Source organism: Dyadobacter arcticus, from assembly GCF_011762185.1.
Taxonomy (GTDB): domain Bacteria; phylum Bacteroidota; class Bacteroidia; order Cytophagales; family Spirosomataceae; genus Dyadobacter; species Dyadobacter arcticus.
This window is the reverse complement of the sequence record NZ_JAASQJ010000001.1, coordinates 1,255,754-1,278,205: the sequence shown is the minus strand read 5'-3', so window position 1 is coordinate 1,278,205 and position 22,452 is coordinate 1,255,754. Positions and strand designations below refer to the sequence as shown.

General features: G+C 43.9%; 22 protein-coding genes. 11 read left to right on the top strand and 11 right to left on the bottom strand.

Annotation, left to right across the window (positions count from 1 at the left end; genetic code table 11):
• Positions 1-193 precede the first annotated feature (193 nt).
• Together FHS68_RS05395 and queG are read right to left on the bottom strand one after the other, a co-directional pair.
• Positions 194-607: a DUF1761 domain-containing protein gene (locus FHS68_RS05395; RefSeq protein WP_167267894.1), complete on the bottom strand. Its 414-nt coding sequence runs from the start codon at positions 605-607 to the stop codon at positions 194-196.
• 78 nt (positions 608-685) lie between these two features.
• Positions 686-1,633 (bottom strand): tRNA epoxyqueuosine(34) reductase QueG, encoded by a 948-nt coding sequence (gene queG, locus FHS68_RS05390; protein ID WP_167267893.1) that lies wholly within the window; start codon positions 1,631-1,633, stop codon positions 686-688.
• Positions 1,634-1,745: 112 nt separating this feature from the next.
• Between queG and FHS68_RS05385 the strand changes: the two genes are divergently transcribed.
• From FHS68_RS05385 to FHS68_RS05375, 3 genes are all read left to right on the top strand, one after another.
• Positions 1,746-2,372 (top strand): nucleotide exchange factor GrpE, encoded by a 627-nt coding sequence (locus FHS68_RS05385; RefSeq protein WP_229211776.1) that lies wholly within the window; start codon positions 1,746-1,748, stop codon positions 2,370-2,372.
• Positions 2,373-2,412: 40 nt separating this feature from the next.
• Positions 2,413-3,576 (top strand): molecular chaperone DnaJ, encoded by a 1,164-nt coding sequence (gene dnaJ, locus FHS68_RS05380; protein ID WP_167267891.1) that lies wholly within the window; start codon positions 2,413-2,415, stop codon positions 3,574-3,576.
• Between the two features lie 143 nt (positions 3,577-3,719).
• Complete coding sequence (locus FHS68_RS05375) at positions 3,720-4,874, top strand: endonuclease/exonuclease/phosphatase family protein (protein WP_229211775.1); 1,155 nt, start codon at positions 3,720-3,722, stop codon at positions 4,872-4,874.
• 45 nt (positions 4,875-4,919) lie between these two features.
• Here the strand turns inward: FHS68_RS05375 and FHS68_RS05370 are convergent, their stop codons facing one another.
• The 7 genes from FHS68_RS05370 to tsaE form a co-directional block, all read right to left on the bottom strand.
• Complete coding sequence (locus FHS68_RS05370; RefSeq protein ID WP_167267888.1) at positions 4,920-7,892, bottom strand: glycosyltransferase family 117 protein; 2,973 nt, start codon at positions 7,890-7,892, stop codon at positions 4,920-4,922.
• Positions 7,893-8,036: 144 nt separating this feature from the next.
• Positions 8,037-9,362, bottom strand: a complete 1,326-nt coding sequence (locus tag FHS68_RS05365; RefSeq protein WP_167267887.1) for an ABC transporter permease — start codon at positions 9,360-9,362, stop codon at positions 8,037-8,039.
• A 35-nt stretch (positions 9,363-9,397) separates the two neighbouring features.
• Positions 9,398-10,312: an ABC transporter ATP-binding protein gene (locus FHS68_RS05360; RefSeq protein WP_167267885.1), complete on the bottom strand. Its 915-nt coding sequence runs from the start codon at positions 10,310-10,312 to the stop codon at positions 9,398-9,400.
• A gap of 150 nt (positions 10,313-10,462) precedes the next feature.
• Positions 10,463-10,900, bottom strand: coding sequence for a hypothetical protein (locus tag FHS68_RS05355; RefSeq protein WP_167267883.1), 438 nt, complete (start codon positions 10,898-10,900; stop codon positions 10,463-10,465).
• Positions 10,901-11,055: 155 nt separating this feature from the next.
• A complete protein-coding gene (locus FHS68_RS05350; protein ID WP_167267881.1) occupies positions 11,056-11,460 on the bottom strand; it encodes a hypothetical protein in 405 nt (134 codons plus the stop codon).
• A 164-nt stretch (positions 11,461-11,624) separates the two neighbouring features.
• Positions 11,625-12,851 carry an alanine dehydrogenase gene (locus FHS68_RS05345; protein WP_208408168.1) on the bottom strand — a complete coding sequence of 409 codons (1,227 nt, stop codon included), beginning with the start codon at positions 12,849-12,851 and terminating at the stop codon, positions 11,625-11,627.
• A gap of 41 nt (positions 12,852-12,892) precedes the next feature.
• Positions 12,893-13,324, bottom strand: coding sequence for a tRNA (adenosine(37)-N6)-threonylcarbamoyltransferase complex ATPase subunit type 1 TsaE (tsaE, locus tag FHS68_RS05340; protein ID WP_167268751.1), 432 nt, complete (start codon positions 13,322-13,324; stop codon positions 12,893-12,895).
• A 160-nt stretch (positions 13,325-13,484) separates the two neighbouring features.
• On the opposite strand from tsaE, the gene FHS68_RS05335 reads away from it, so the two are divergent.
• The 3 genes from FHS68_RS05335 to FHS68_RS05325 all read left to right on the top strand — a co-directional run bounded on the left by FHS68_RS05335 (position 13,485) and on the right by FHS68_RS05325 (position 17,675).
• Positions 13,485-14,438, top strand: coding sequence for a sugar phosphate isomerase/epimerase family protein (locus FHS68_RS05335; protein WP_167267879.1), 954 nt, complete (start codon positions 13,485-13,487; stop codon positions 14,436-14,438).
• Positions 14,439-14,459: 21 nt separating this feature from the next.
• Positions 14,460-16,559 (top strand): outer membrane protein assembly factor BamB family protein, encoded by a 2,100-nt coding sequence (locus FHS68_RS05330; RefSeq protein ID WP_167267878.1) that lies wholly within the window; start codon positions 14,460-14,462, stop codon positions 16,557-16,559.
• Positions 16,560-16,637: 78 nt separating this feature from the next.
• The gene (locus tag FHS68_RS05325) at positions 16,638-17,675 is read left to right on the top strand and encodes a Gfo/Idh/MocA family oxidoreductase (protein WP_167267876.1); all 1,038 of its coding nucleotides are present in this window, start codon (positions 16,638-16,640) and stop codon (positions 17,673-17,675) included.
• Positions 17,676-17,743: 68 nt separating this feature from the next.
• Here the strand turns inward: FHS68_RS05325 and FHS68_RS05320 are convergent, their stop codons facing one another.
• On the bottom strand, positions 17,744-18,106 hold the full coding sequence (locus tag FHS68_RS05320) for a T9SS type A sorting domain-containing protein (RefSeq protein ID WP_167267874.1): 363 nt from the start codon (positions 18,104-18,106) through the stop codon (positions 17,744-17,746).
• 500 nt (positions 18,107-18,606) lie between these two features.
• Here FHS68_RS05320 and FHS68_RS05315 point away from each other — a divergent pair, with 500 nt between their 5' ends.
• From FHS68_RS05315 to FHS68_RS05295, 5 genes are all read left to right on the top strand, one after another.
• Positions 18,607-19,155, top strand: coding sequence for an RNA polymerase sigma factor (locus FHS68_RS05315; protein ID WP_167267872.1), 549 nt, complete (start codon positions 18,607-18,609; stop codon positions 19,153-19,155).
• A gap of 11 nt (positions 19,156-19,166) precedes the next feature.
• The gene (locus FHS68_RS05310) at positions 19,167-19,544 is read left to right on the top strand and encodes a hypothetical protein (RefSeq protein WP_167267870.1); all 378 of its coding nucleotides are present in this window, start codon (positions 19,167-19,169) and stop codon (positions 19,542-19,544) included.
• A 124-nt stretch (positions 19,545-19,668) separates the two neighbouring features.
• Positions 19,669-19,926, top strand: a complete 258-nt coding sequence (locus tag FHS68_RS05305; RefSeq protein WP_167267869.1) for a hypothetical protein — start codon at positions 19,669-19,671, stop codon at positions 19,924-19,926.
• A 2-nt stretch (positions 19,927-19,928) separates the two neighbouring features.
• Positions 19,929-20,147, top strand: a complete 219-nt coding sequence (locus FHS68_RS05300) for a hypothetical protein (protein WP_167267867.1) — start codon at positions 19,929-19,931, stop codon at positions 20,145-20,147.
• Positions 20,148-20,192: 45 nt separating this feature from the next.
• Positions 20,193-20,561 (top strand): Hsp20/alpha crystallin family protein, encoded by a 369-nt coding sequence (locus tag FHS68_RS05295; protein ID WP_229211774.1) that lies wholly within the window; start codon positions 20,193-20,195, stop codon positions 20,559-20,561.
• A 92-nt stretch (positions 20,562-20,653) separates the two neighbouring features.
• On the opposite strand, the gene FHS68_RS05290 is transcribed toward FHS68_RS05295, so the two are convergent.
• A complete protein-coding gene (locus FHS68_RS05290) occupies positions 20,654-22,432 on the bottom strand; it encodes a RagB/SusD family nutrient uptake outer membrane protein (RefSeq protein ID WP_167267864.1) in 1,779 nt (592 codons plus the stop codon).
• Positions 22,433-22,452 lie beyond the last annotated feature (20 nt).

The following is a 22,452-nucleotide window of genomic DNA, read 5'->3' as shown; positions in this document are numbered from 1 at the left end:
TTGGAACAGAATATATTTAGTGCGTGTTCGAAGACATGAGTTTAGAATATACTGTTGCTGGCAAATTGAAGCCAACAATCGGATTGCCAAACAACCACGAGGACAAACAGGAATAATCTTGTAAACAAGGGTACATTGCCGGGACCGGCAAGCGAGGAACTAGTATTATAATAAGATGAGAATTTGGCGGCGGCTATTCGTATTTGCGCCAAACACCGAGAATACTGCCTGTGATCGCATAGATGATTACGCTTACGCCGCCATCAATCAATGATAGCAACAGGGGTTTCAGGGAAAACATGTCTTTGACAATTATTCCAAAAAGCACAAACACAACACCAAAAAGCAATCCAATAAGAAATCCGGCAAGCAGTGATTTTACATGAATTTTAGTAAACACCCAGCCGAGCGTGTAGGCCATAAAGGAAGAAGAAACAATGCTGGCAAGATAGGGAGCCGGGCTGTTGGCTGATTTGACCTGATCGATTGTAAAGCCATTTAATGCCATCCATTGTTCAGAAAAAGCGCTGTACCACAAAGCAGGAATCACTTGTCCAATTACCACACATACCAATACCGCCCAAAGATTGACAGATTGTTTTCTCATATTTTGAGTGTTTTATTCAGTCATCGAAAGGAACTCCCGAATTTCAAATATAAAAGGTTTAGGAATTAATTGTGCTTTTTATTTAGACGATATAACAAATTCGATATTGCGCTTCAAACCCTCGAATTTGGCCCTTCTGATGGGGGAGCGTCTGAATATTTCGCGAAAAACTTCCTCGGTAATGTCCTGCCAGTCGCTATTTGTGAAGCCTGCCAACGTTTCCGGCAAGTCGAGTTCTTCGGTCACATGCGGTTTTGAAAACCGGTTCCAGGGACATACATCCTGGCAGATATCACAGCCAAAAACCCAGTTATCGAATTTACCGCGCACGTCCTCTGGAATAGCTTCCTTCAATTCAATGGTGTAATAACTAATGCATTTGCTGCCGTCGACCACAAAAGGATCGGTAATGGCATCGGTCGGGCAGGCATCGATGCAGCGGGTGCATGTTCCGCAATAATCACCTACTGCCCCGTCATAAGCCAGGTCAAGGTCACAGATGATCTCACCGATAAAAAAGAAACTGCCCATTTCCCGATTGAGCAGATTGGAATGCTTCCCGATCCAACCCAGCCCACTTTTGGCGGCCCAGGCTTTGTCCATCACCGGAGCTGAATCAACAAATATCCGCCCGTTCACGTCGCCGATCTCTTCCTGGATGGCCAGCAGGAGTGAGCCAAGCTTTTCTTTCAATACAAAATGATAATCTGTGCCGTAGGCATACTTGGAGACTTTGAGGTCATCCGCTTGTTCAGGGAGTTTCTTTTCAGGATAATAATTAAGAAGAACGGAAATTACACTTTTCGCGCCATCAACCAGTTTGCGGGGATCAAGCCTTTTATCGAAATGATTGGCCATATAGCCCATTTCACCATGGTGATGCTTGTTGAGCCAGTTTTCCAGTCTCGGGGCCTCGTTTTCAAGAAAGTCGGCTTTTGAAATACCACAGAAATCGAAACCATTTTCCTGTGCTTTGGCTTTAATAAACTGACTTCTTTCCTGCTTTACGAGATCTTCGGTAGTCATTCTACAAAGTTACGAATTGATTGTAAAATGCCATCTTGTCAGTATTTTAGCTGTGGCAAAATAATTTAGGGGTAAAGTGGTCGCTACAAAAACCAATTTTTGATAACGAGTTATGGCGGAAAATACAGAATTCAACATTGATCAAGACAAAAAATACGATATGAACGAGGAAAATGCGCCATTGGAAGCTGACAGTTTGGAAACTGAGGAGATTTTAGATTCCCTGCCTGTTGATAATGCTGGCCAAGAGATTACCGGTGAGGCGCCCTCACGAGAAGTTCCATCGGCAGACCCGCTGGATTTGGCGAAAAAAGAAATTACAGAGCTAAAAGACAAATACCTGCGTCTTTACGCTGATTTTGAGAATTTTAGAAGAAGAACAGCGAAGGAAAAACTGGAAATGATTTCCGGAGCCAGTGCTGATACAGTTAAATTAATCCTTCCTATTGTCGATGATTTCGAGCGTGCCAAAGTCTCTTTTGATTCATCCACAGAAATAGACGCGTTGAAAGAAGGCGTTGACCTTATTTATACAAAGCTTTTCAAAACACTTGAATCAAAAGGTTTGAGGCCGATGGTTTCCAAAGGTGAAACTTTTGATGTTGAAATACATGAGTCGATCGCACAATTTCCCGCACCTTCGGAAGAATTGAAAGGAAAAGTGATCGATGAGATTGAAAAAGGGTATTATCTTAATGATAAAGTCATACGCTACGCCAAAGTGATCGTAGGCTCATAATATAACGTTAACCTCTGATAGGATTCACTCGCAATATAAAATGGCAAAGAAAAGAGATTTTTACGAGGTTCTTGGCGTAGACCGTGGGGCAGCAGCCGATGACATTAAAAAGGCTTACCGTAAGCTGGCAATCAAATTTCATCCGGATAAGAACCCGGATGACCCAACCGCAGAAGATAAATTTAAAGAAGCAGCAGAGGCTTACAGCGTTCTGAGTGACGATAACAAACGCGCCCGATATGATCAGTATGGTCACGCAGGTGTGGGCGGAGCCGGTGCGGGAGCTGGCGGTTTTAGCGGCGGCGGCTTCTCAATGGATGATATTTTCTCACAATTCGGCGATATTTTCGGAGATAGCAGTCCGTTTGGCGATATTTTCGGGCGCACTGGCGGTGGAAATGGCCGCAGGGTACGAAAAGGTTCTGATCTGAGGATTAAACTGAAATTGAACCTCGAAGAGGTTGCCAATGGTGTTGAAAAGAAAATTAAAGTAAAACGTCACGTGACCTGCAATACCTGTGGTGGCAACGGCGCGAAACACGGAACTTCACTCACCAATTGTAATTCCTGTAACGGGACCGGCCAAGTTCGGAAAGTGGTTAGCACTATGTTGGGCCAAATGGTTTCTACTAGCACTTGTCCAACCTGTAATGGCGACGGCAAGATCATCAGCGAACGCTGCGATTCCTGCGCAGGAGAAGGAAGGTTGCTACAAGATGATCTGATTACGCTTAATATTCCCGGTGGTGTTGCGGAAGGCATGCAGCTTTCAATGTCCGGAAAAGGAAATGTTCCGACCCGGGGTGGGGTTGCCGGCGACTTGTTGATCGTGATCGAAGAAGAAGAAGATGCGTTTTTGAAAAGAGATGGCAATAATGTGATCTTTGATATGCACCTGAGTTTTGTTGATGCTGCATTGGGCACTTCGGTTGAAATCCCTACTATTGATGGAAAAGCCCGAATTACGGTGGAACAGGGAACGCAGGCAGGTAAGATACTTCGATTGAAAGGTAAAGGCGTTAAAGATTTGAACGGTTATGGCAAAGGTGATCAGCTGGTTCACATCAATGTTTGGACGCCACAGCAACTTACTACCGATGAGCGGGAAACGCTTGAATCACTCAGGCATTCCCCAAACTTTCAGCCCAAACCAGGTAAAAACGAAAAGGGCTTTTTTGACAAGATGAAAGACTTTTTCCATTGAAATGAATACTGACACCAATGAATATATGAGTCGCTTTCAAAAGAAGCGGCTCTTTTTATTTGCCTTGCAAACCGCTATTTTTAGTATTTTCAAAAGCATCAACATTGAACAACCATATGATCCGGCTACAACTTTCACTTCTAATGCTTTACACAAGTTCCTTATTTGCCCAAACCACAACCAAATCGGCAGAACTTACATTCGCTACCTATAATGTAAGTATGGAAGCTGAAAATTATGTCCCGCGCGGCACAACGGGTATTTCGGAGCAGGTGCTGGTTAAAGAACTGGCCTCCGGACAAAACCAGCAGATCCGCAATATTGCCAGCATTATCAAGACGGTCAGGCCCGATGTGATCTTGCTAAACGAATTTGATTATATCAAAGATCCCCAGGCTGGTGTCATGCAGTTTGTGAAAGCTTATTTAAAAGAAGATTCGGGTAATTTAAAAGGCATTGATTATCCATACTACTATTACTCCACGGTCAACACCGGGCAGCCAAGTCCTTACGATTTAAATAATGATGGAAAGACCGAGCAATTTGGAAATGATGCCTGGGGTTTTGGAAAGTATCCGGGTCAATATGGAATGGTGTTTATATCCAGATATCCCATTGATACAGAGAACGTAAGAACGTTCCAGCATTTCAAATGGAAAGATATGCCCGGCGCTTTAAAGATCACGAAACCAGATGGTTCCGATTGGTATGTGCCAGAAGCGTGGGCCCAGTTTCCGCTTTCATCCAAGTCACATTGGGATATTCCGGTTAAAGTTGGAAATGAAACAATACATATTCTGGCCAGTCACCCTACCCCTCCTACATTCGACGGCCCGGAAGATCGGAATGGCAAAAGAAATCATGATGAAATACGGTTTTGGAAAGACTACATCAGCGATAAAAACAGCTCCTATATTTACGACGACAAAGGAACCAAAGGCGGCTTGAAAGCAGATTCTCGCTTTGTGATTCTCGGAGATCAGAATGCTTCTCCGGACGAGGGCGATGCCATTTCACAAGGGATCAGGTCGCTGCTCGCAGATCCTAAAATTAACAGCGAGACGCCGCCATCGAGTAAAGGTGGTGCGGAACACAGCAGCACCAATGTATTCGCAAAAAATCATACTGCTTTTTGGAGAATGCGCGCCGATTATGTTCTACCTTCCCGAAAAGGCTTTCAGATCATCGATAGCGGCGTTTTCTGGCCTGGAAAAGGCGAATCGATGGCTGAGTTTGTTGAAAAGCGTGAAGCTAGCTCAGACCACCGGCTGGTTTGGGTAAAAGTTAAAATGGAGTAACGTTGTCATGCTGAGCGGAAGGGGCCGCTCAGCATGACAATTTTATTACTGCCCGCCGTACATGTTCATTGCGGTCATGTGTTTTTGAAACAGCGCTTCGTATTTTTTGGTGGCGGCTTCCTGTTTGGCTTCACGGCATTCCTGCACAATGATCTGTAAAATGTACAGGTAAACATTGCTGTCCCGACGCTTGGTAGTGCCATTGTCTCTCGCCCAGGTCAATACTTCATCCGCACGGTTGGACATCGTTTCTGCAATATCCAATGCTCTTTTGGTTTCTCCCAGATCAAATAATGGTCCAATAAAATTGGCAGAGAACTGATCATACGGAATGCTCTTATCCGGCATGGTCGCCAGCGATTTGTCGATCGCTTTTTTGGCTTCGTCCTTCCGGCCGTCCGCGATAAGCTGGCCAGCTAACCGCAGAAATGCAATGCGCGCCGTAGCTACCGGAGAACCCAGGTAGGTGTTATCATAATAAGTATTTGGATTATCCAAGTCGCGCCAGAACATCTTGGTCATCAGATTATTATACATCACATCTGAGTTCACATAACCATCGCTCGCCCCTGGCACTTTCACCGGCAGCAACCGATAAGCATAACCTTCCAATTGCATATACTCTTTCAAATTCAGATAGCTTGATCCGCCTAATGTCGATGAAAAATAGATCGGGCGTTTCCAATCATTGGTAGCAATGATGTCCAGCATGATCAGGTCGGATTTATATAGATCGCCTTTCCCAATTGTCCAACTGATCGAGTCACTCACAAATGGCATCAGATCGCTTTTGATAATGTTCATTTTCCGGATCGCGTCTGCATTTACAGGAAGGAAAAGTACAGACGATGGAAGTATTGACGTCATATCACCACTGGTAAGCGGCACCTGGATCGCCTTATTTTCCTGCCTCACCAAACCAAGATATTCTTTCAGATTGATACCATTCTTAACACTTGGAATTTCATAGAAAGGAACGATGTCATTTTTACCAAAAGCATAATTGATCTTTTCCAATGAAATCGGAAGTGCCTCAGAGAGATAGGTTTTGCGCTTCATCTGGTCAATATACCAGTCGGTACCCAGTAAGCTTAGGTTACAAACCCGCACGTCGGTCCGAAAACCTTCCACTTCCTGCACATACCATAAAGGGAATGTATCATTATCGCCGCCCGTGAACAGGATTGCATTGGGCGCACAGGAATTGAGCAGGTTTTTAGCAAAATCAACAGAATGATATCTATGGTTACGGTTGTGATTATCCCAACCTTTTACCCCCATAATAACCGGGACGATCAGACTTATGCCAGCTGCAACGCCTGCCCTGGTCGCCGAATTTTTTACAAATTTGCTGATCGCATCTGCAACAGCAATAACCCCATAACCAATCCAGATACAGAAAATGTAAAAGGACCCCACATATATATAATCACGTTCGCGAGGTTCTGTGGGCGGGGAATTGAGGTAAACTACAAGGGCAACGCCGGTAAGGACGAATAACAATCCGAGCACCAGTAAATCACGTTTTTGACGGAAATAAATAACCACCACACCGAATAAACCAAGCAGAAATGGCAGCATAAAGTAGTTGTCATGCGCTTTATTTTCTAGAATTGGCTCCGGATATTTCTTGGCCATATCCCAGGGAAGCATATTTCCTGCACCTTCCTCATCACTTTCCCTGCCTACAAAATTCCAGAGAAAATACCGCCAGTACATATGCCCGATCTGGTAAGAGAACATAAATGATAAGTTGTTCCCCATACTCGGCTTTTGTCCTTCCGCCAGCCCGGTCATCTGCTGATAAAGCTGCGGGTGACCCGATTGGGTGCTGTACATCCTTGGCAATAACATACTGCTGCCTGGTTCATACTCATATTCCGGGCGGTAGTCGTAAATCGCGTACTTGCCATCTTGCTTGCGGTACATGGGTGCGCCGCGTTTCTGACTGATTGGGCGGGAAACAAATGAAGGACCGTAAAGCAAGGGACGACTTCCGTATTGCTCCCGTTTCAAATAAGAAACAAAACTCAGTACATCATTCGGATTGTTCTCATTGATTGGCGGATTGTATTCTGCACGAACAAGCACCATTAAATAACTGGCGTATCCGATCAGGACGAAAGCGAGTGACAATAAACCTGTGTTTAATAACACCTTACCTTTTTGATGCGAATAGCGAATGCCCCAAATGAGCGCACCAATAAAGATGATGATAAAGAAAATAACCCCGGATTTATAAGGCAGTCCAAGGGAGTTCACAAAGAATATTTCAAATTTTCCGGCTACACTCGGCAAGCCCGGAATGATACCCGAATTGATTATTGCCAGAATAACGAGACCGCCGACAAATGCGACCATACCACCAAAAACCGTGTTTTTAGGATATTTCTTAAAATAATAAACAAGCGCAAGGGCGGGAATGGTAACGAGGTTCAATAAGTGGACACCGATTGAAAGACCGACTAGGTAAGCGATCAGGATCAACCAGCGGTTTTCGGTTGCCGGATCTTGCACCCGCTCCCATTTGAAAACAGCCCAAATCACAATGGCGGTAAAGAACGACGACATCCCATAAACTTCGGCCTCCACAGCGGAAAACCAAAATGAATCGGACCAGGTATATGCCAATGCGCCTACGACTCCGGCACCCATCAAAAGAACGATCTCCCCTAAATCCAACTCCCCATCGGTTTTGGAGATCATTTTACGAACAAGCAGCGTGATCGTCCAGAACAGGAACAAAATCGTGAATGCGCTGCTCAGTACAGAAACCATGTTGATCCAGTAAGCTACATTACTAAGATCACCGAGTGCAAAAAGAGAGAAAAGCCGGCCAATTAAAAGAAAAAACGGTGCTCCCGGAGGGTGAGGCACCTGTAATTTGAAAGCGCAAGCTATGAATTCCCCGCAATCCCAAAAACTGGCTGTTCGTTCAACTGTAAGTGCGTAGGTAATGAGTGCTATTGCGAAGACAATCCAACCCGTAAGGTTGTTGGCTCGGTTGAAACGGGTCATTTGAAAGTTGGTAGATTTGAAAAATTTATATGCACAATGCGCAAAGATGGTGACTCTCTGGGAGCAGTTTTTATCAATGATCGGCCAAAATTAGCAAAATTACCACAATGGCAAGATTTTCCGTCTCTTAAAAAGTGTTAAGAACTATTTGTAGAATATCCATTTGGCCAGCTCTTTATAGCTTACTTTTTTGCCGTACATCAGGATGCCGACCCTATAAATCCGGGCTGCAAGCCAGGTGGTGCCCATGAAGCCGAGCACCAAAAGCACCATGGAAAGGGCAATCTCCCATGCTGGTACACCAAACGGGATCCTTACCATCATAATTATCGGTGAAGTGAAGGGAATAATGGATGTCCAGAAAGCCAGGTTACCATCCGGGTCACGTAATACGAACTGCGCGAAAACGAAAGAAAAAATGATTGGCAATGTGATGGGCAGCATAAATTGCTGTGTATCAGCGTCATTGTCAACGGCTGCTCCCACAGCTCCAAACAATGCACTGTAAAGCAGATAACCGCCGAGATAGTAGAATAAAAAGCATCCGATGATTAAAGGAATGTTGAGGCTATTTACGGCGCCCAGCACTTCTGCAATCGGATTTTCAACAGTACCTCCTGGCATTTGGCGGTTGGGCATTCCATCCTGGATTTTTTTCATTTCTTGCTTCATCTGGGGAGAATCCTTTGGCATTTGGCTGCTCAGAGCCGCTGAGGTGGCGCTGGTCAATGCGGCTGTAAGAAAAATCCAGAGAACGAATTGGGTAAGACCTACCAATGCGACGCCAATGATTTTGCCCAGCATCAGATCAAAAGGTTTTACTGATGAAATGATTACTTCAACAATGCGGCTTGTTTTTTCTTCCGTGATACCGCGCATGACCTGAGTTCCGTAAATAAATACGGACATGTAAATAAGAAAAGCGCAAATTCCACCAATTACGGTTGCAGCTCCGGAGCTGCTTGTTTTCTCACCTTCATCGCTGAGGCTTATGGTTTCAGAAGTAACATTAACCCGCGAATCCTCTAAAATCTGATGGGTAATTCCCGCTGCTGATAGTTTGATATCTTCAATTTGCTTTTCAATGACCTTTTCAATGTCCGATTTGAGGTCCATACTCACGTTCTTAGCAGCGTAAATGCGGACGCTTTTCGGTTCATTGATGACATTTTTAGGAATGAATACGAGTGCATTGGCTTCACTTCCCTTAAACCTGGCTTTCGCGGAATCAAGGCTTGCATCCAGATAAACAAATTTCAGCGTTTCTGAATCTTTGAATTCCTTTTTAAACAAGCCGCTTTCATCGAGTACCTGAACCGTTTTGGTATCCACAGAGCCGATTGCAACCCAGATTACCACTGCGTAAAATCCTACAAAAAGCAATGGGGCCAGCAAGGTCATGATCAGAAAAGATTTTTTCTTTACCCTGACCAGATATTCTCTTTTGATTACCAGAAAAATATTACGCATTTTAGAAATGTTTATAATTGGGTAAGTTCAGTCGTCTAACCTTCGGGAACTTCATTAACGGAGCGCATGAAAATGTCGCTCATGCTCGGAATATTTTCGCCGAAAGACCTGATTTCAACTTTGGGCAACAAGCTGGTCAGCAGTTCATTTGGACTTATGTTTTGGCCTAAGTGGATGTTCGTGCGCTTGTAGCCGCTTTCCAATTCTTTCTCATCAAGAATCTCGAAAGTATTTTCCAGCCCATCCAGCTCTCCTTTGTATTCCACAAAATAGGTGTGGGTCTTGAATTGCTCTTTGATTTCCTTTTTCGGGCCGTCTAGGACTTTTTTTGATTTATGGATCAAAGCAATGTTGTCACAAAGCTCTTCCACGGTTTCCATCCTGTGGGTGGAGAAGATGATTGTGCACCCTTTTTGTTTGAGTTCGAGGATCTCATCACGGATCAAATTGGCATTGATCGGGTCGAATCCTGAAAACGGTTCATCGAGAATGATCAGATCGGGTTCGTGCAGAACAGTGGACACAAACTGTACTTTTTGCTGCATTCCCTTAGAAAGGTCGGACACACTTTTGTCCCACCAGGTCTTAATATCAAATTTCACAAACCAGATTTTCAGCTTTTCCATGGCCTGTTTCTGGCTTAAGCCTTTCAATTGGGCAAGATATAGCAGCTGTTCACCGACTTTCATCTTTTTGTAAAGTCCGCGCTCTTCCGGTAAATACCCAATCCTGGAAATATGGCTGGCATTAAGGATTTCGCCGTCGAATAAAATTTGTCCTTTATCAGGCCCCGTAATTTGATTGATTATTCGGATGAGAGAGGTTTTTCCGGCACCATTGGGCCCTAATAAACCAAAAATGCTGCCTTTGGGAATTGAAATACTGACATCGTCGAGCGCGACATGATTGGAATACTCTTTTGTGACATTCCTGACTTCTATAATATTCATATGATCGAATGCAATGAACGTTGGCCAAATATGCGAAATATAAGCAGCAGGAATAAAGTTACAAGTAAGAAAGCACTATTTGGCTGATTAGCGGCAAATAAAAAAGCGAGCGGAAACCGCTCGCTTGCACTCAAATGTGTGTATAAATAACTATAAAATATACTTTTCCCTAATCTGGAACAGCACCCAGAACCCGATGACGCCTCCGATCAAAGCGCCGAGAATACTTAACTGAATCAGATTACTTACCAGTCCGACAAGCAATGCATAGTAAAGTAGATTCCAGCCAGCACGTTTCCGTGCTTTTAATGGTGTAAATGCCATCAAATACATAATAAGAGTGACCGTGCCAAGCACGATGCCGAGATAAAAGTTGAATCCGATACCAGGTGAGACGGCACCAAGTCCAAGCGCAGCGCTGCCAACTCCAAAGGCGGTCAGCAAGCCAAAAATGCCGATTACGGACAATACAAGTAAGAAATACGGACCGTACTTGACCAGAAATTCTTTGACCGTGTCTGAAAATGGGGGGAATTTTTGAAGAAAAATGGGTTCTAACTCTTTTTCGAGGGGTAGTTTCGATTCCATACGGAGAAGTTTAAGCTGATTATCAATAAAATAATTAATAAATCTAGAAGTTTTTCGCTTAAACGTCTTCCAAAAAATAACTTAGCGGGAAAATAGTTTATCTACCGGCGGAGGAGAATGATGTTTCGGTTACAACCATCCTGGAAGCTGGAAAATCAGTCTTCGGGATACGGTACAAATACAAAACCCGAAAACTCACCAATCAAGGCAAACAGACAGCAAAACTCATCCGGGTTTTTGTAATTTTCAGTAAACATGAGTACCGACTCTTCCCCAATCAATTTGCGGTCAACAAATTCCTGCATATAGGACGCACGGTAGGAATAAAGGTTGGTCAGTTCTTTTGCATCGATTAATAAAGCACCCATTTGAAGGTCGTTATTGGTCACGGTAAAGATGGGATATTCAGAAAAACCGCGTTTTCTGATCTGATAGGATGCCTCTTTAAGCTGGTCTGCAACTTTGATGAAATCCTGTGATATGTATCCCATCAGTTTCTGGTTCAACTCCGGGGAGTTGGCATCATCCATCAGGGTATTTTCATTGCTATTGTTGATCATTCGTTTGGGGTTGGGCGTCGTAAGCTGTTAGCTATTAGCTGTTAGCTTTTTTTACTTTAAATGTCAGTTTTTAAGCTTGGTTCCCAGTTGTTAGCAGTTTTAGATAATGTTGCTGCGTGGGAAAATGAAGTTAAAAGCTAACGGCTAATGAGCTAACAGCTCCTCTACATCCTGGCTGCCAGCAACAATGTCAGATCCTTATACCTCATATTGAAGTTTCTGGCGATGTGGGAATTGGTTAATGTTCCTTTGTGGCAGTACACTCCTTTCATAAACCACCGATTTGCATAAATCATTTCTTCGATGCCCCCGATTGTTCCGGTTTGGAGCAAAAATGGGAGAAAAACATTGCTTAAAGCTGTGCTGGCCGTATGTGCGACCCTGGAAGGAATATTGGGAACGCAATAATGGATTACATCATTATATTTAAATATCGGATGCTTATGGCTGGTCATCCTTGACGTTTCGAACGATCCGCCCTGATCAATGCTGACATCTATAATGACGGAACCAGGCTTCATTTGAGATACCATTTCCTTGGTCACTACCAGCGGACTTATGCCATTCTCGGCGCGCATTGTCCCGATCACCACATCTGCGCGGGCAATCGCTTCGCCAAGCGTATCTGAATCAATGATAGAAGTATATAAATTCTGCCCAATCGAATATTTAAGTCTTTGCAAACGATAAATATGTTTGTCAAAAACTTTGATATCAGCGCCAACGCTGATTGCCGCGCGGGTAGCATACTCGGCTACCGTTCCGGCGCCGAGTATAACAATTTTAGTCGGTGGCACGCCTGTAATACCGCCCAGGATAATGCCTCGACCGCCGTTTGGAGTGGACAAATATTCCGCAGCAATTAGTAACACGGTACTTCCTGCGATCTCCCCCATTGCACGTATAATAGGCTTGCCCCCAACCTTATCCTCAATCAGTTCATAACCGATACCTGTTGTTTTGAGCTCATTCAGCTTTTCGAAATAATGTTTTTCCAGCGCAGGCAGGTTGAGGGCAGAGATGAGTGTCGTGCCTGACTTAATATAACGGAATTCGTCTTCGACCAGTGGTTCTATTTTAAGGATCACTTTTGCCTGATAAACCTCCTCAGCACTCTGAACAATTTTTGCGCCTGCTTCGCTGTATTCATGATCCGATAGATTTGCTCCTTTTCCCGCATCATTTTCTACCCAAACCTCGTGTCCGTGCCTGACGAGTATTCCGACGGCGTCAGGTGTAAGCGCGATCCGGTTTTCCTGCAATGAAACTTCTCTTGGCAACCCAATGTGTAAGGAATTCTGATCCTTACGAACTGCCAGCAATTTTTCCTGTGGATACAGCACAGATTGTTTGGCAAGTTCTTCAAAACCGGTAATCTGAGGTTGTGCCATTAATAAGCAAAAAATGAAAGTGAAACCAAGTTTTTAAACCGCTATACCTTTGAAATTTCTAATGTTCTCATGCCACTTTCATCGGCCTGAAGATTTAATCGCAAGTAGGTCAGCGGCCATAGATATTCAATTTTACCGGGCCATTCAACGAAGCAGTAGTTCCCCGAATCAAAATACTCCTCCACACCCATATCCAATGCCTCGGTTTCATCCTTTATGCGGTAAAAATCAAAGTGATAAATCGGCTTTCCGCCCGCATCATATTCATTGACCAGCGAAAAAGTAGGGCTTTGAATGTTGGATTTCACACCTAATTTTATGCAAAGGGCTTTGATAAGTGTTGTTTTACCGGCTCCCATGTGACCTTCAAACAGCCAGACAGGTACCTGCCCGCCGATTTCCAAAAGATCGGCAGCTACTTGTTCCAACTCATCCAATGCTTTGAAGTGTATTACGGCAGGCCCCACGGTCATTTTGTAAAAATACACAATACTGAATGATTGCCTTCTCGGCGGAGCTGTTATAAACGAATTTTAAATCACTACTGCGGTAAAAAACCCATTTTGCTCACTTATGATCCTAACGCATAAAAGCAAAAAGGAAAACACCGTTTTGTGATTTAAATCTATAACCATGTCTGAACATATTTCCAGGCGCAACTTTCTCATTAACAGCGCAATTGCTGGGGCAATTGTCCCAATTATCGGTAGTGAAGTTATTTCGAAGCCTGTGACAATGCTTGCCGAAGTTCCCAAGATTAACATATTCTCCAAGCATCTGCAGTTTCTGAATTACCAGGATATGTCGGAGATCGCGAAGGAGATAGGTTTCGACGGCATTGACCTTACTGTTCGCCCAAAAGGCCATGTACTTCCTGAAAAGGTTGAAGCGGATCTTCCTATGGCAGTGGAAGCAATGAAAAAAGTAGGTTTTACACCATTAATGTTCTGCACAGCCGTTGAAGATGCCTCCAATCCAATTGATAGGAAGGTGCTGGAAACGGCAGCCAAGCTGGGGTTCAAATATTACCGGATGAACTGGTACAAATACAACGACCAGAAATCAATCCCTGAACTCCTGAACGAATACCAGGGCAAAATGGCCGGACTAAGCAAATTAAACGGCTCAATTGGTTTGAATGGTTGTTATCAGAACCATTCGGGCAGGATGGTTGGCGCTTCGATGTTTGAGATTTGGAATATTTTACAAAAGGCGGATGCAAAAACAATGGGTGCACAATATGACATCAGACATGCCACAGTCGAGGGTGGACTGTCCTGGCAAACTGGCTTTAATCTGATACGCCCGCACATCAAAACCATCGTGTTGAAAGATTTTATTTGGGAAAAGAACAATGGAAAATGGGCTGTGAAAAGCGTTCCTATGGGCGAAGGAATGGTCGATTTCAAAACTTACTTCAAGTTATTGAAGGAATTTCAAGTCGATGTACCTGTTTGTCTTCACCTCGAATATCCGCTCGGCGGCGCAGACCAGGGTGCAGATAAGATCACCGTTGATAAAAAAGTTGTTTTTGACGCTATGAGAAAGGATCTGCAAAAAGTAAAAGAACTATGGACCGAAGCTTAGTTCATGTATAAATTTTTGTCCATGAAAAACTTAATACTTATTATTTTAAGCTGCTTATTGATCATTTGCAGCTTTATTTTTATCCCCGCTCATAATTCCAACGACTGGCCCGAATACAACGGTGACGGTGCACGAAGCCATTATTCCGCGCTCAATCAAATCACCAAAGAAAACGTTGGTCAATTGAAGGTAGCCTGGACTTATGCGTCGGGTGGAGCAGACACCCTCAGAAACCGGAGCCAGATCCAATGCAATCCAATCATTATCAATGGCATTTTATACGGCGTTTCTGCTGACATCCAAGCCTTCGCAATTGACGCAGCAACTGGCAAAGAAATCTGGAAAACAAATGTCAGTGAAAACGGCGGTACATTGAGCCGCGGTGTTACCTATTGGACTGACGGGCAAAGCAAAAGAATCTTTTTCGGAGCCGGAAAGTGGCTTTACGGGATTGATGCCCAGACGGGGAAACTGATCGTAACTTTTGGTGAAATCGGAAGGATTAACTTGAAAAATGGCATTGAACGTCCGGGTGCCGATGACTATGTCACATCCAATACGCCCAACACTATCTACAAAAATCTGATCTTGGTCGGTGCACGCGTCGCTGAATCCGAAACTGCATTGTTAGGCGATGTTAGGGCGTTTGATGTGATTTCAGGAAAGTTGGTCTGGACTTTTCACACCATTCCTGCGCCCAATGAATTCGGCTCAAAAACTTGGTTTTCTCAGCCTGCAAGGCAACACTTTGGCGGCGTGAATGCCTGGGCAGGCATGGCGATTGATCGGGAGCGCGGCATTGTGTACATTCCAACCGGCTCAGCTGCCTATGATTTTTACGGAGGTAACCGGCCAGGTGCAAACCTGTTCGCCAACTGCCTTATCGCATTGGATGCGGCTACCGGCAAAAGACTCTGGCATTTTCAATTGGTGCATCACGATATCTGGGACCGGGATCCGCCTACCACTCCGAACCTGATTATGGTAACCCACAAAGGAAAGCGCATTGACGCTGTGGCCCAAATCACCAAGCAAGGTTACACGTTTGTATTTAATCGGGTTACTGGTGAGCCTCTTTTTCCAATCAAGGAAACTGCTTTCAATTATAAGGCGATCAGCGGGGAAAAACCGCACGCTACCCAGCCTATCCCTACTTTACCCGTTCCATTTACCCGCCAAAGCTTTACTTCCAAAGATTTTAACCCGTTTGTCGCAGACAGGGATTCATTGGAAACTTTGTTAAGCAAGGCGAATACGGGCAGCGCATACATTCCCATTACTTCAAAAATGACTGTCTTTTTCCCAGGTACTGATGGTGGTGCACAATGGGGCGGAGCGGCGGCGGATCAGGATGGGATTCTCTACATTCCTGCGAAAGAGATCCCGGTCTATACCTCTTTAATAAAGAAGGAAATGCCAAAAAATCAAAATGGCGTAACCGGGTCCGACATATATAAGCTCAACTGCGCTTCCTGCCACGGTGCGGACAAAGCAGGAAACCACGATGGATCTTATCCTTCTCTGGCCAACATTGGTAGCAAACTATCTGTCTTGCAAATCAGCGCCATCCTAAAAAGCGGAAAAGGAATGATGCCCTCTTTTTCACACATATCCGAAGCCGAAAGAAACGCGGTCATTGAATTTCTCAACAATAAGAATTTAGGTGAAAGTGTAGTAAGCAGCTCCGAAAGTCAGGTTCCTTATCAACATACCGGCTACAACCGTTGGTATGACCGAAATGGTTATCCTGTCAGCACACCGCCCTGGGGAACGCTTACAGCCTTGGATCTCAATACGGGTCAGCGCCGATGGCAGGTTCCGCTGGGAGAATACGAAGAGCTTACAAAAAAGGGCATTGCGCCAACTGGCACGGACAATTACGGCGGCCCTTTGGTAACATCCAGCGGCCTGCTATTTATAGCAGCCAGCCGCGACGAGCAGTTCCGGGCGATGGATAAGGTTACCGGAAAAGTGCTTTGGACTGCACCATTACCTGCAGCCGGCTATGCTTCGCCAAGCACCTATTCAGTGAATGGTAAGCAATATGTCGTCATAGCTTGTGGTGGTGGCAAGCTTAACACCAAATCAGGGGATAAATATGTGGCCTACGCATTGCCTTGAATAAAAATCAAATGCAATTCCTTTCAAAAGTTAACTTTGTGAGCTTCCATATTTACAGATTATTCATTTCAGAAAACTATGTCTTCAAAAATATTAAATGTCGGGCTGATTGGTTTTGGATTGTCCGGACGATACTTTCATGCCCCGTTTCTAAGCACCAATCCAGGCTTTAAAATCAAAACGGTTGTTGAAAGGACAAAAAACGACGCTCAGGAATTTGACCCTGAAATTGGCAATGCCAGGTCCATCGAGGAGCTTTTAAGTGATGAAGAAATAGACCTGGTGTTCATTTGTACGCCCAATGATACCCATTTTCCGTACGCCATGGATGCGCTCGAAAATGGCAAGCATGTCGTTATCGAAAAACCATTCGCTGCAACCGAGCAGGAAGCCCGACAGCTTGTTGATCTTGCAAAAGAAAAAGGGTTGATCCTGACAGCTTACCAGAACCGCCGGTGGGATTCCGATTTTTTAACCTTGAAAAAATTAATCTCAGACAGCAAATTAGGGGATGTCATTGAATATGAAAGCCGCTACGACCGCTATCGCCAGGTTGTACCTACCGAATCCTGGAAAGAAAAAAGCGTTCCGGTCGGCGGTAATGTTTACAATCTTGGCCCTCATTTGATCGACCAGGCGCTGGTGCTATTCGGCGAACCAGAAACTGTAACGGCTGACATTCGTGCCGTAAGGCCGAATAGTGAAATCGACGATTACTTTGATATTCGCCTCGGGTATAAGGATAAGCTCGTGATATTGAAATCAAGTTTGATGGTTTTTGAAAATCAGCTCCGTTACGTTTTACATGGCACCAAGGGATCCTTTATAAAAGGCGGACTTGATCCTCAGGAAGAAACCCTACGCAAGAATATTTTACCAACCGAAAAACCGTGGGGTATCGAACCGGAAAATCGCTGGGGGAAGTTGTATACCGAAGAATTCAGCGGTACTATTGCAAGCGAGGCGGGAGACTATGCCCAGTTTTATCAGAACGTGTATGACGCCATCGTAGACGGAGCCGAGTTGGCAGTAAAGCCCGAAGAAATAATCCGTACCACCAGAGTGATTGACCTGGCATTCCAAAGCAGCAAAGAAAAAAAAGTAATGACTTATTAGTCATTACCTTACAAGATGAAAGGCAGTCCATACGGGCTGCCTTTCATCGCTTCCAGAGATATTTGCAATTATTTAACTACTGCAATTACCTGACGTTTCGTCTCAGTCGAGATAGAAAATGGCTTTGTAGAAACTTCGTTACCATTGCTGATAACGAATGTATAGTTACCATCTGAAAGATTCGAAAGATCAAAAATCTTTGAGTAGTTTTCCGATTTAGGGATTGAAGTGCTGTAAACAACGTCTCCACCAAAATCTTTAATGACAACTGAAGATCTTTCAGTTACATTTCCCAGAGTCAGTTTAAATTTCAATTCACCTGTTGAGACAAGCTCAATGCTACTATTTTCCTTTACTTTATCGCTAGCGACAGAAAGATTTGCAGCTGATACTCCCACCAAAACTGCGATTGTCAAGATTACTTTTTTCATTTTATTTCTAGTGTTTAATGTCCAATTAAAATTACCAATTGTACTTTTTAAATATTTATAAGTATTACATTTTCCGCTATTGAAACCAGCTTGCCAGATGAGGCGTAAAACCGATTTGATGATTCAAATGTAGACAACATATAGAATATAAGTCAATAATGCAGTTTTACAATCATGAAAATTCTTTTTCCAGTTATCTATAAATATAGGAATAGTTATACGTTTATTTTAAAAGTACAACAAGTCGTTTGAAATTTGACACGTAAGTAGGATTAGTACAATTATGCTTCAATTGTACTTTAAAAAGAAATAACAACAACAAAGTTTCTTTAAAGAAAAAGTGAGAGAATTAGTTTATTAGTGAGATTGGCAGTTAACAACAAATTCGTGCCTCATTCGCGGTCCGCCGCTGCGGTGTATTCGTGGCCAAAAAACCACCCCCATTTAAAGTATTTTGCAAAACAATCCGTCTATAACCCTGCATCTATTAGCCATTTCGCTTGTCACAGAAAAAGCCAAATATCATTCAAACCGTCACTTCTTATAGTAAGCAGTTACTGGGATTCATCCGGCAGCGTGTCAATACAGATGAGGATGCGGAAGATATATTGCAGGATGTCTGGTTTCAGCTGAGCAGTTTACCAGAGATTGAAGCGATCGAGCAAATAGGAAGCTGGCTTTACCGCGTAGCACGAAACCGGATCATTGACAAATACAGAAAGCAAAAACCTGATTCTCTTGAAGATTTTGGCTATGAGGACGAAGAAGGCGAGTTTTATTTCAAGGATATTCTTCTCGCAGACGATAATACACCCGAAACAGCTTATATGAAGGAGCTTTTCTGGGAACAATTAACCATTGCTTTGCAGGAACTTCCTGAAAATCAGCGTCAGGTATTTGTCTGGAATGAATTGGAAGATAAGACCTTCCAGGAAATTTCCGACAGGACTGGGGAAAACATCAAGACATTGATTTCCCGTAAACGGTATGCCGTCAAGCATTTACGCGAACGACTGGAAACTATTTATCGGGAATTCGTAAATTACTAAATTTGCTTACCATGAATCAGCACAACAGATATAAAAAACGTTTCGGGCTATTTCCAGTTTTTGCGCTGGCTGCTGCACTTATATTGGGGTTGGTTATCCGCCTGTTATGGAACGCTATATTGCCATATGCCTTAAATGCCAACCCAATATCCTACTGGCAGGCCGTGGGTTTATTTGTGTTATGTAAAATTCTCTTTGGCGGTTTTAGGGGTCCTATGGGAGGCCCCGACCGGTGGAATAAGTGGCAGAATTTTGATAAAGGCGGTATGCCCGGCAAAAGCCCATTTAGCGACTGGCGCAATAAATGGATGGGCATGAGCGACGAAGAGCGTATCAAATTCCGACAGGAAATGCGAAGAAGATGTGGAAAGCCTCCCGAAAATACCTAACCAACAAGCCCGGCCCGAAAGCCGGGTTTTATTTTTTTGTAGCGTTTAAAGTATTTATTTCTCTCGCCCGTCTGAGAATATGTGCACGATATTGTGTGCGAAAAAAAAACAGATTTAAAGCGCCATGATAACACCCATTTTAAAAGTAATCGTAGCAGGCATATTAGGAGGGATACTGCTGTTTGCAATACCATTTCTCCTATTCAAAGCCTTATTCTTTTTCCTTTTCATCGGATTGATATTCCGGCTGATTGCGGGAAGACGAGGATATGGCAGATGGAGAAGGTATCATCCAATTCACGACAACTATGATGTCCACCAGTCGTCTCGCGGCAAAGAAGGACTTCATGATCATTTTAATCAAAATCCTAAAAATATCTAACCATGAGAAGAGGAACAAGAGTGCTGCTTGGGTTCAGCGTTGCGTTGATCACAGCTGCGAGTCTCCACCTGACGGTCGGTGACCGATTTCACAAAAGAATGCACGGAAATTACGCTGGCTTCGGTTGCGGACAGCATTGGAGGAGTCATTACAACGAGGGTAATAGGAGGCAAGCCGAACCATTAGAAAGTCCGGCTGAAAATTTAAACAGTAACCAATAAACAAAACATAAGATGTGTAATAGATATGGAAACCGTGGCTTTGGAATGCGCCACGAACATTTTGGAAGGGGCTTCGGCGGCCCGGGAGAATTCAGGGTACCGGTCAACATTGTGAAAAATGATGGTAGTTACGACTTGTTCATTTTCGCACCGGACCGGGCAAAGGAAGAATTCAAAATTAATGTTAAAGGCCACGAACTGAGCATTTCTTATGCGCTGAAAAGTGACCCGGCTGAACATAAAAATTGGATCCGGCATGAATTCATCAAAACGCCGTTTGAAAGGAGTTTTATGATCGATGAAACCGTAGATGCCGAAAACATTCGGGCTGAATACGTCAACGGGATTTTGCAAATTACCCTTCCGGTTATTCCTGGTTCAGAAAAACCGGCACACGCAATCCCAATCAACTAGGAGCCGGTAAATGAAGAAAGCCTCTGTACTTAACTGTACAGAGGCTTTTCTAATTACAACGCTTAACAAATATTGGTATTAACTAGCCAAAATTATTTATAGGCAGGATCTTGTGTAAGTGTCGCTGCACCTTCCTTGTATGAACGGTCAATTGCTTCCTGCGGAATTGGGAAATATTCATTTTTGCCTTTTGTAAAGACAGCTCCCTTTTTGTAAACGCGCTTGGTTGCTTCAACTGTCACATATTTGTTCAGTGTTTCTGCAGCAATTCCCCATCTCTGCAGGTCGAAGAAACGGTGACCTTCCATAGCAAATTCCAGACGGGATTCAAACCTCACTGCCTTGCGAGCAGTTGCAGCATCCGCCCAGGCCTGATCGTAAGTTTTAATTACATAGTTGGCAGCGGGCTCATTCAGTACCGTATAATCATCTCTTGACTTTGGTCCCTGAACTGCTTTCTTCACAAAGCCGGCAGGATTGGCAGCCCGGGTACGAATCTGATTGACAAGTTTTCTAGCGTTTTCAAGATTGCCGAGTTCAACTTCTACTTCAGCCAGCCAAAGCAGCACCATTCCGTAGCGCATAATCCGGTAATTGTTACTGGAAAGGTTACCCCAACCGTTAACTCCAAATCCCGCTTTCTCAGAAATATGCTTTTTAGGAGAATAAGGACCAGCGTAAGTTGGATCCCGGATAAAATCACTTCCATGAATTTTGAAATCTTTAAAAAGAATGCCACGGCGTCCAACAGTCACGTCCAACCGCGGATCCAAAGTTCCGGTATAAGGTTCGAAGGGATCCGAATACTTGAGCCCTTGGTCATTCTTAACATCCGAATCGTTAAAAGCATCCAATAGAGGTAGGCCGGTGGCGGTGGTCTTGAAAGCATTTACAAGGTTTTGAGACGGCTGGTAAAACCCACAGCATCCCCAGGGATCGATGTAGGGATGTGCCAGACCTACTCCTGCATCTGCGGCATCGCCTGAAGCACTTGAAACAGAATACTGGATTTCAAAAATAGATTCAGCATTATTACGTGTACCTATCAGGAAGTTATCTTCGAATCTCGGAGCAAGTGAAAATTTGCCGGATGCAACAATTTGCTCCAAAACAGGCTTGGCCTTTTGAAGTGCTGGCAGATTTGGAGCCCCTGTTGTTACATTCCAACCTTGGTACATATAAGCCTTTGCAAGGAACGCCAAAGCCGCAGATTTGGTTGGACGCCCAACCTGGCTTTGGGTCACTGGAAGAGCATCTGATGCAGCTTTAAAATCCGCTTCTATCATCGGCCAAATGTCTTTGTCATTTGGTATTTTGGTGCTTTCCAGATCATCGAGTTTATAAGTGTTTTCGTCAATGTAAGGAACGGTCTTCCACATTTTTTTTGCCTCGAAGTGAAACAATCCACGCAAGAATCTGGCCTCCGCTATGATTTGCGCTCTTCTTGCTTCTGACATTCCTTCGACTTCCGCCAAAGTATTGATCACATCATTCGTACGGGCGACTCCTTTATACAGTCCTCTCCATTTGTTTTTAATGTGGTTGTTGGTTGGCTGAAAATCATATTTTTCGATAAACGACTGCTCAGGCTGATCACCCGCATCCGTTCCCTTGTACGAATCATCTGATGCAAGTCCGCCAAACACCCAGCTCTGGATATCATTGTTCCAGGGATCCTGACCGTCAAGACCTTGGCCGTCGATCATGGAGTAAGCTCCAATCAGCAAACCTTCAACCCCACTAGGGGTTTTTAAGGCAGTGGGGCTATATTGTCCTTGTGGGTCTCTTGTAAGGAATTCATCCTTACAAGCAGTCACAATACCTATTGCCAAACCTACTGAAACTAAATATTTTAAAAATTTCCTATTCATATATCTGAAGTTTTAAAGTC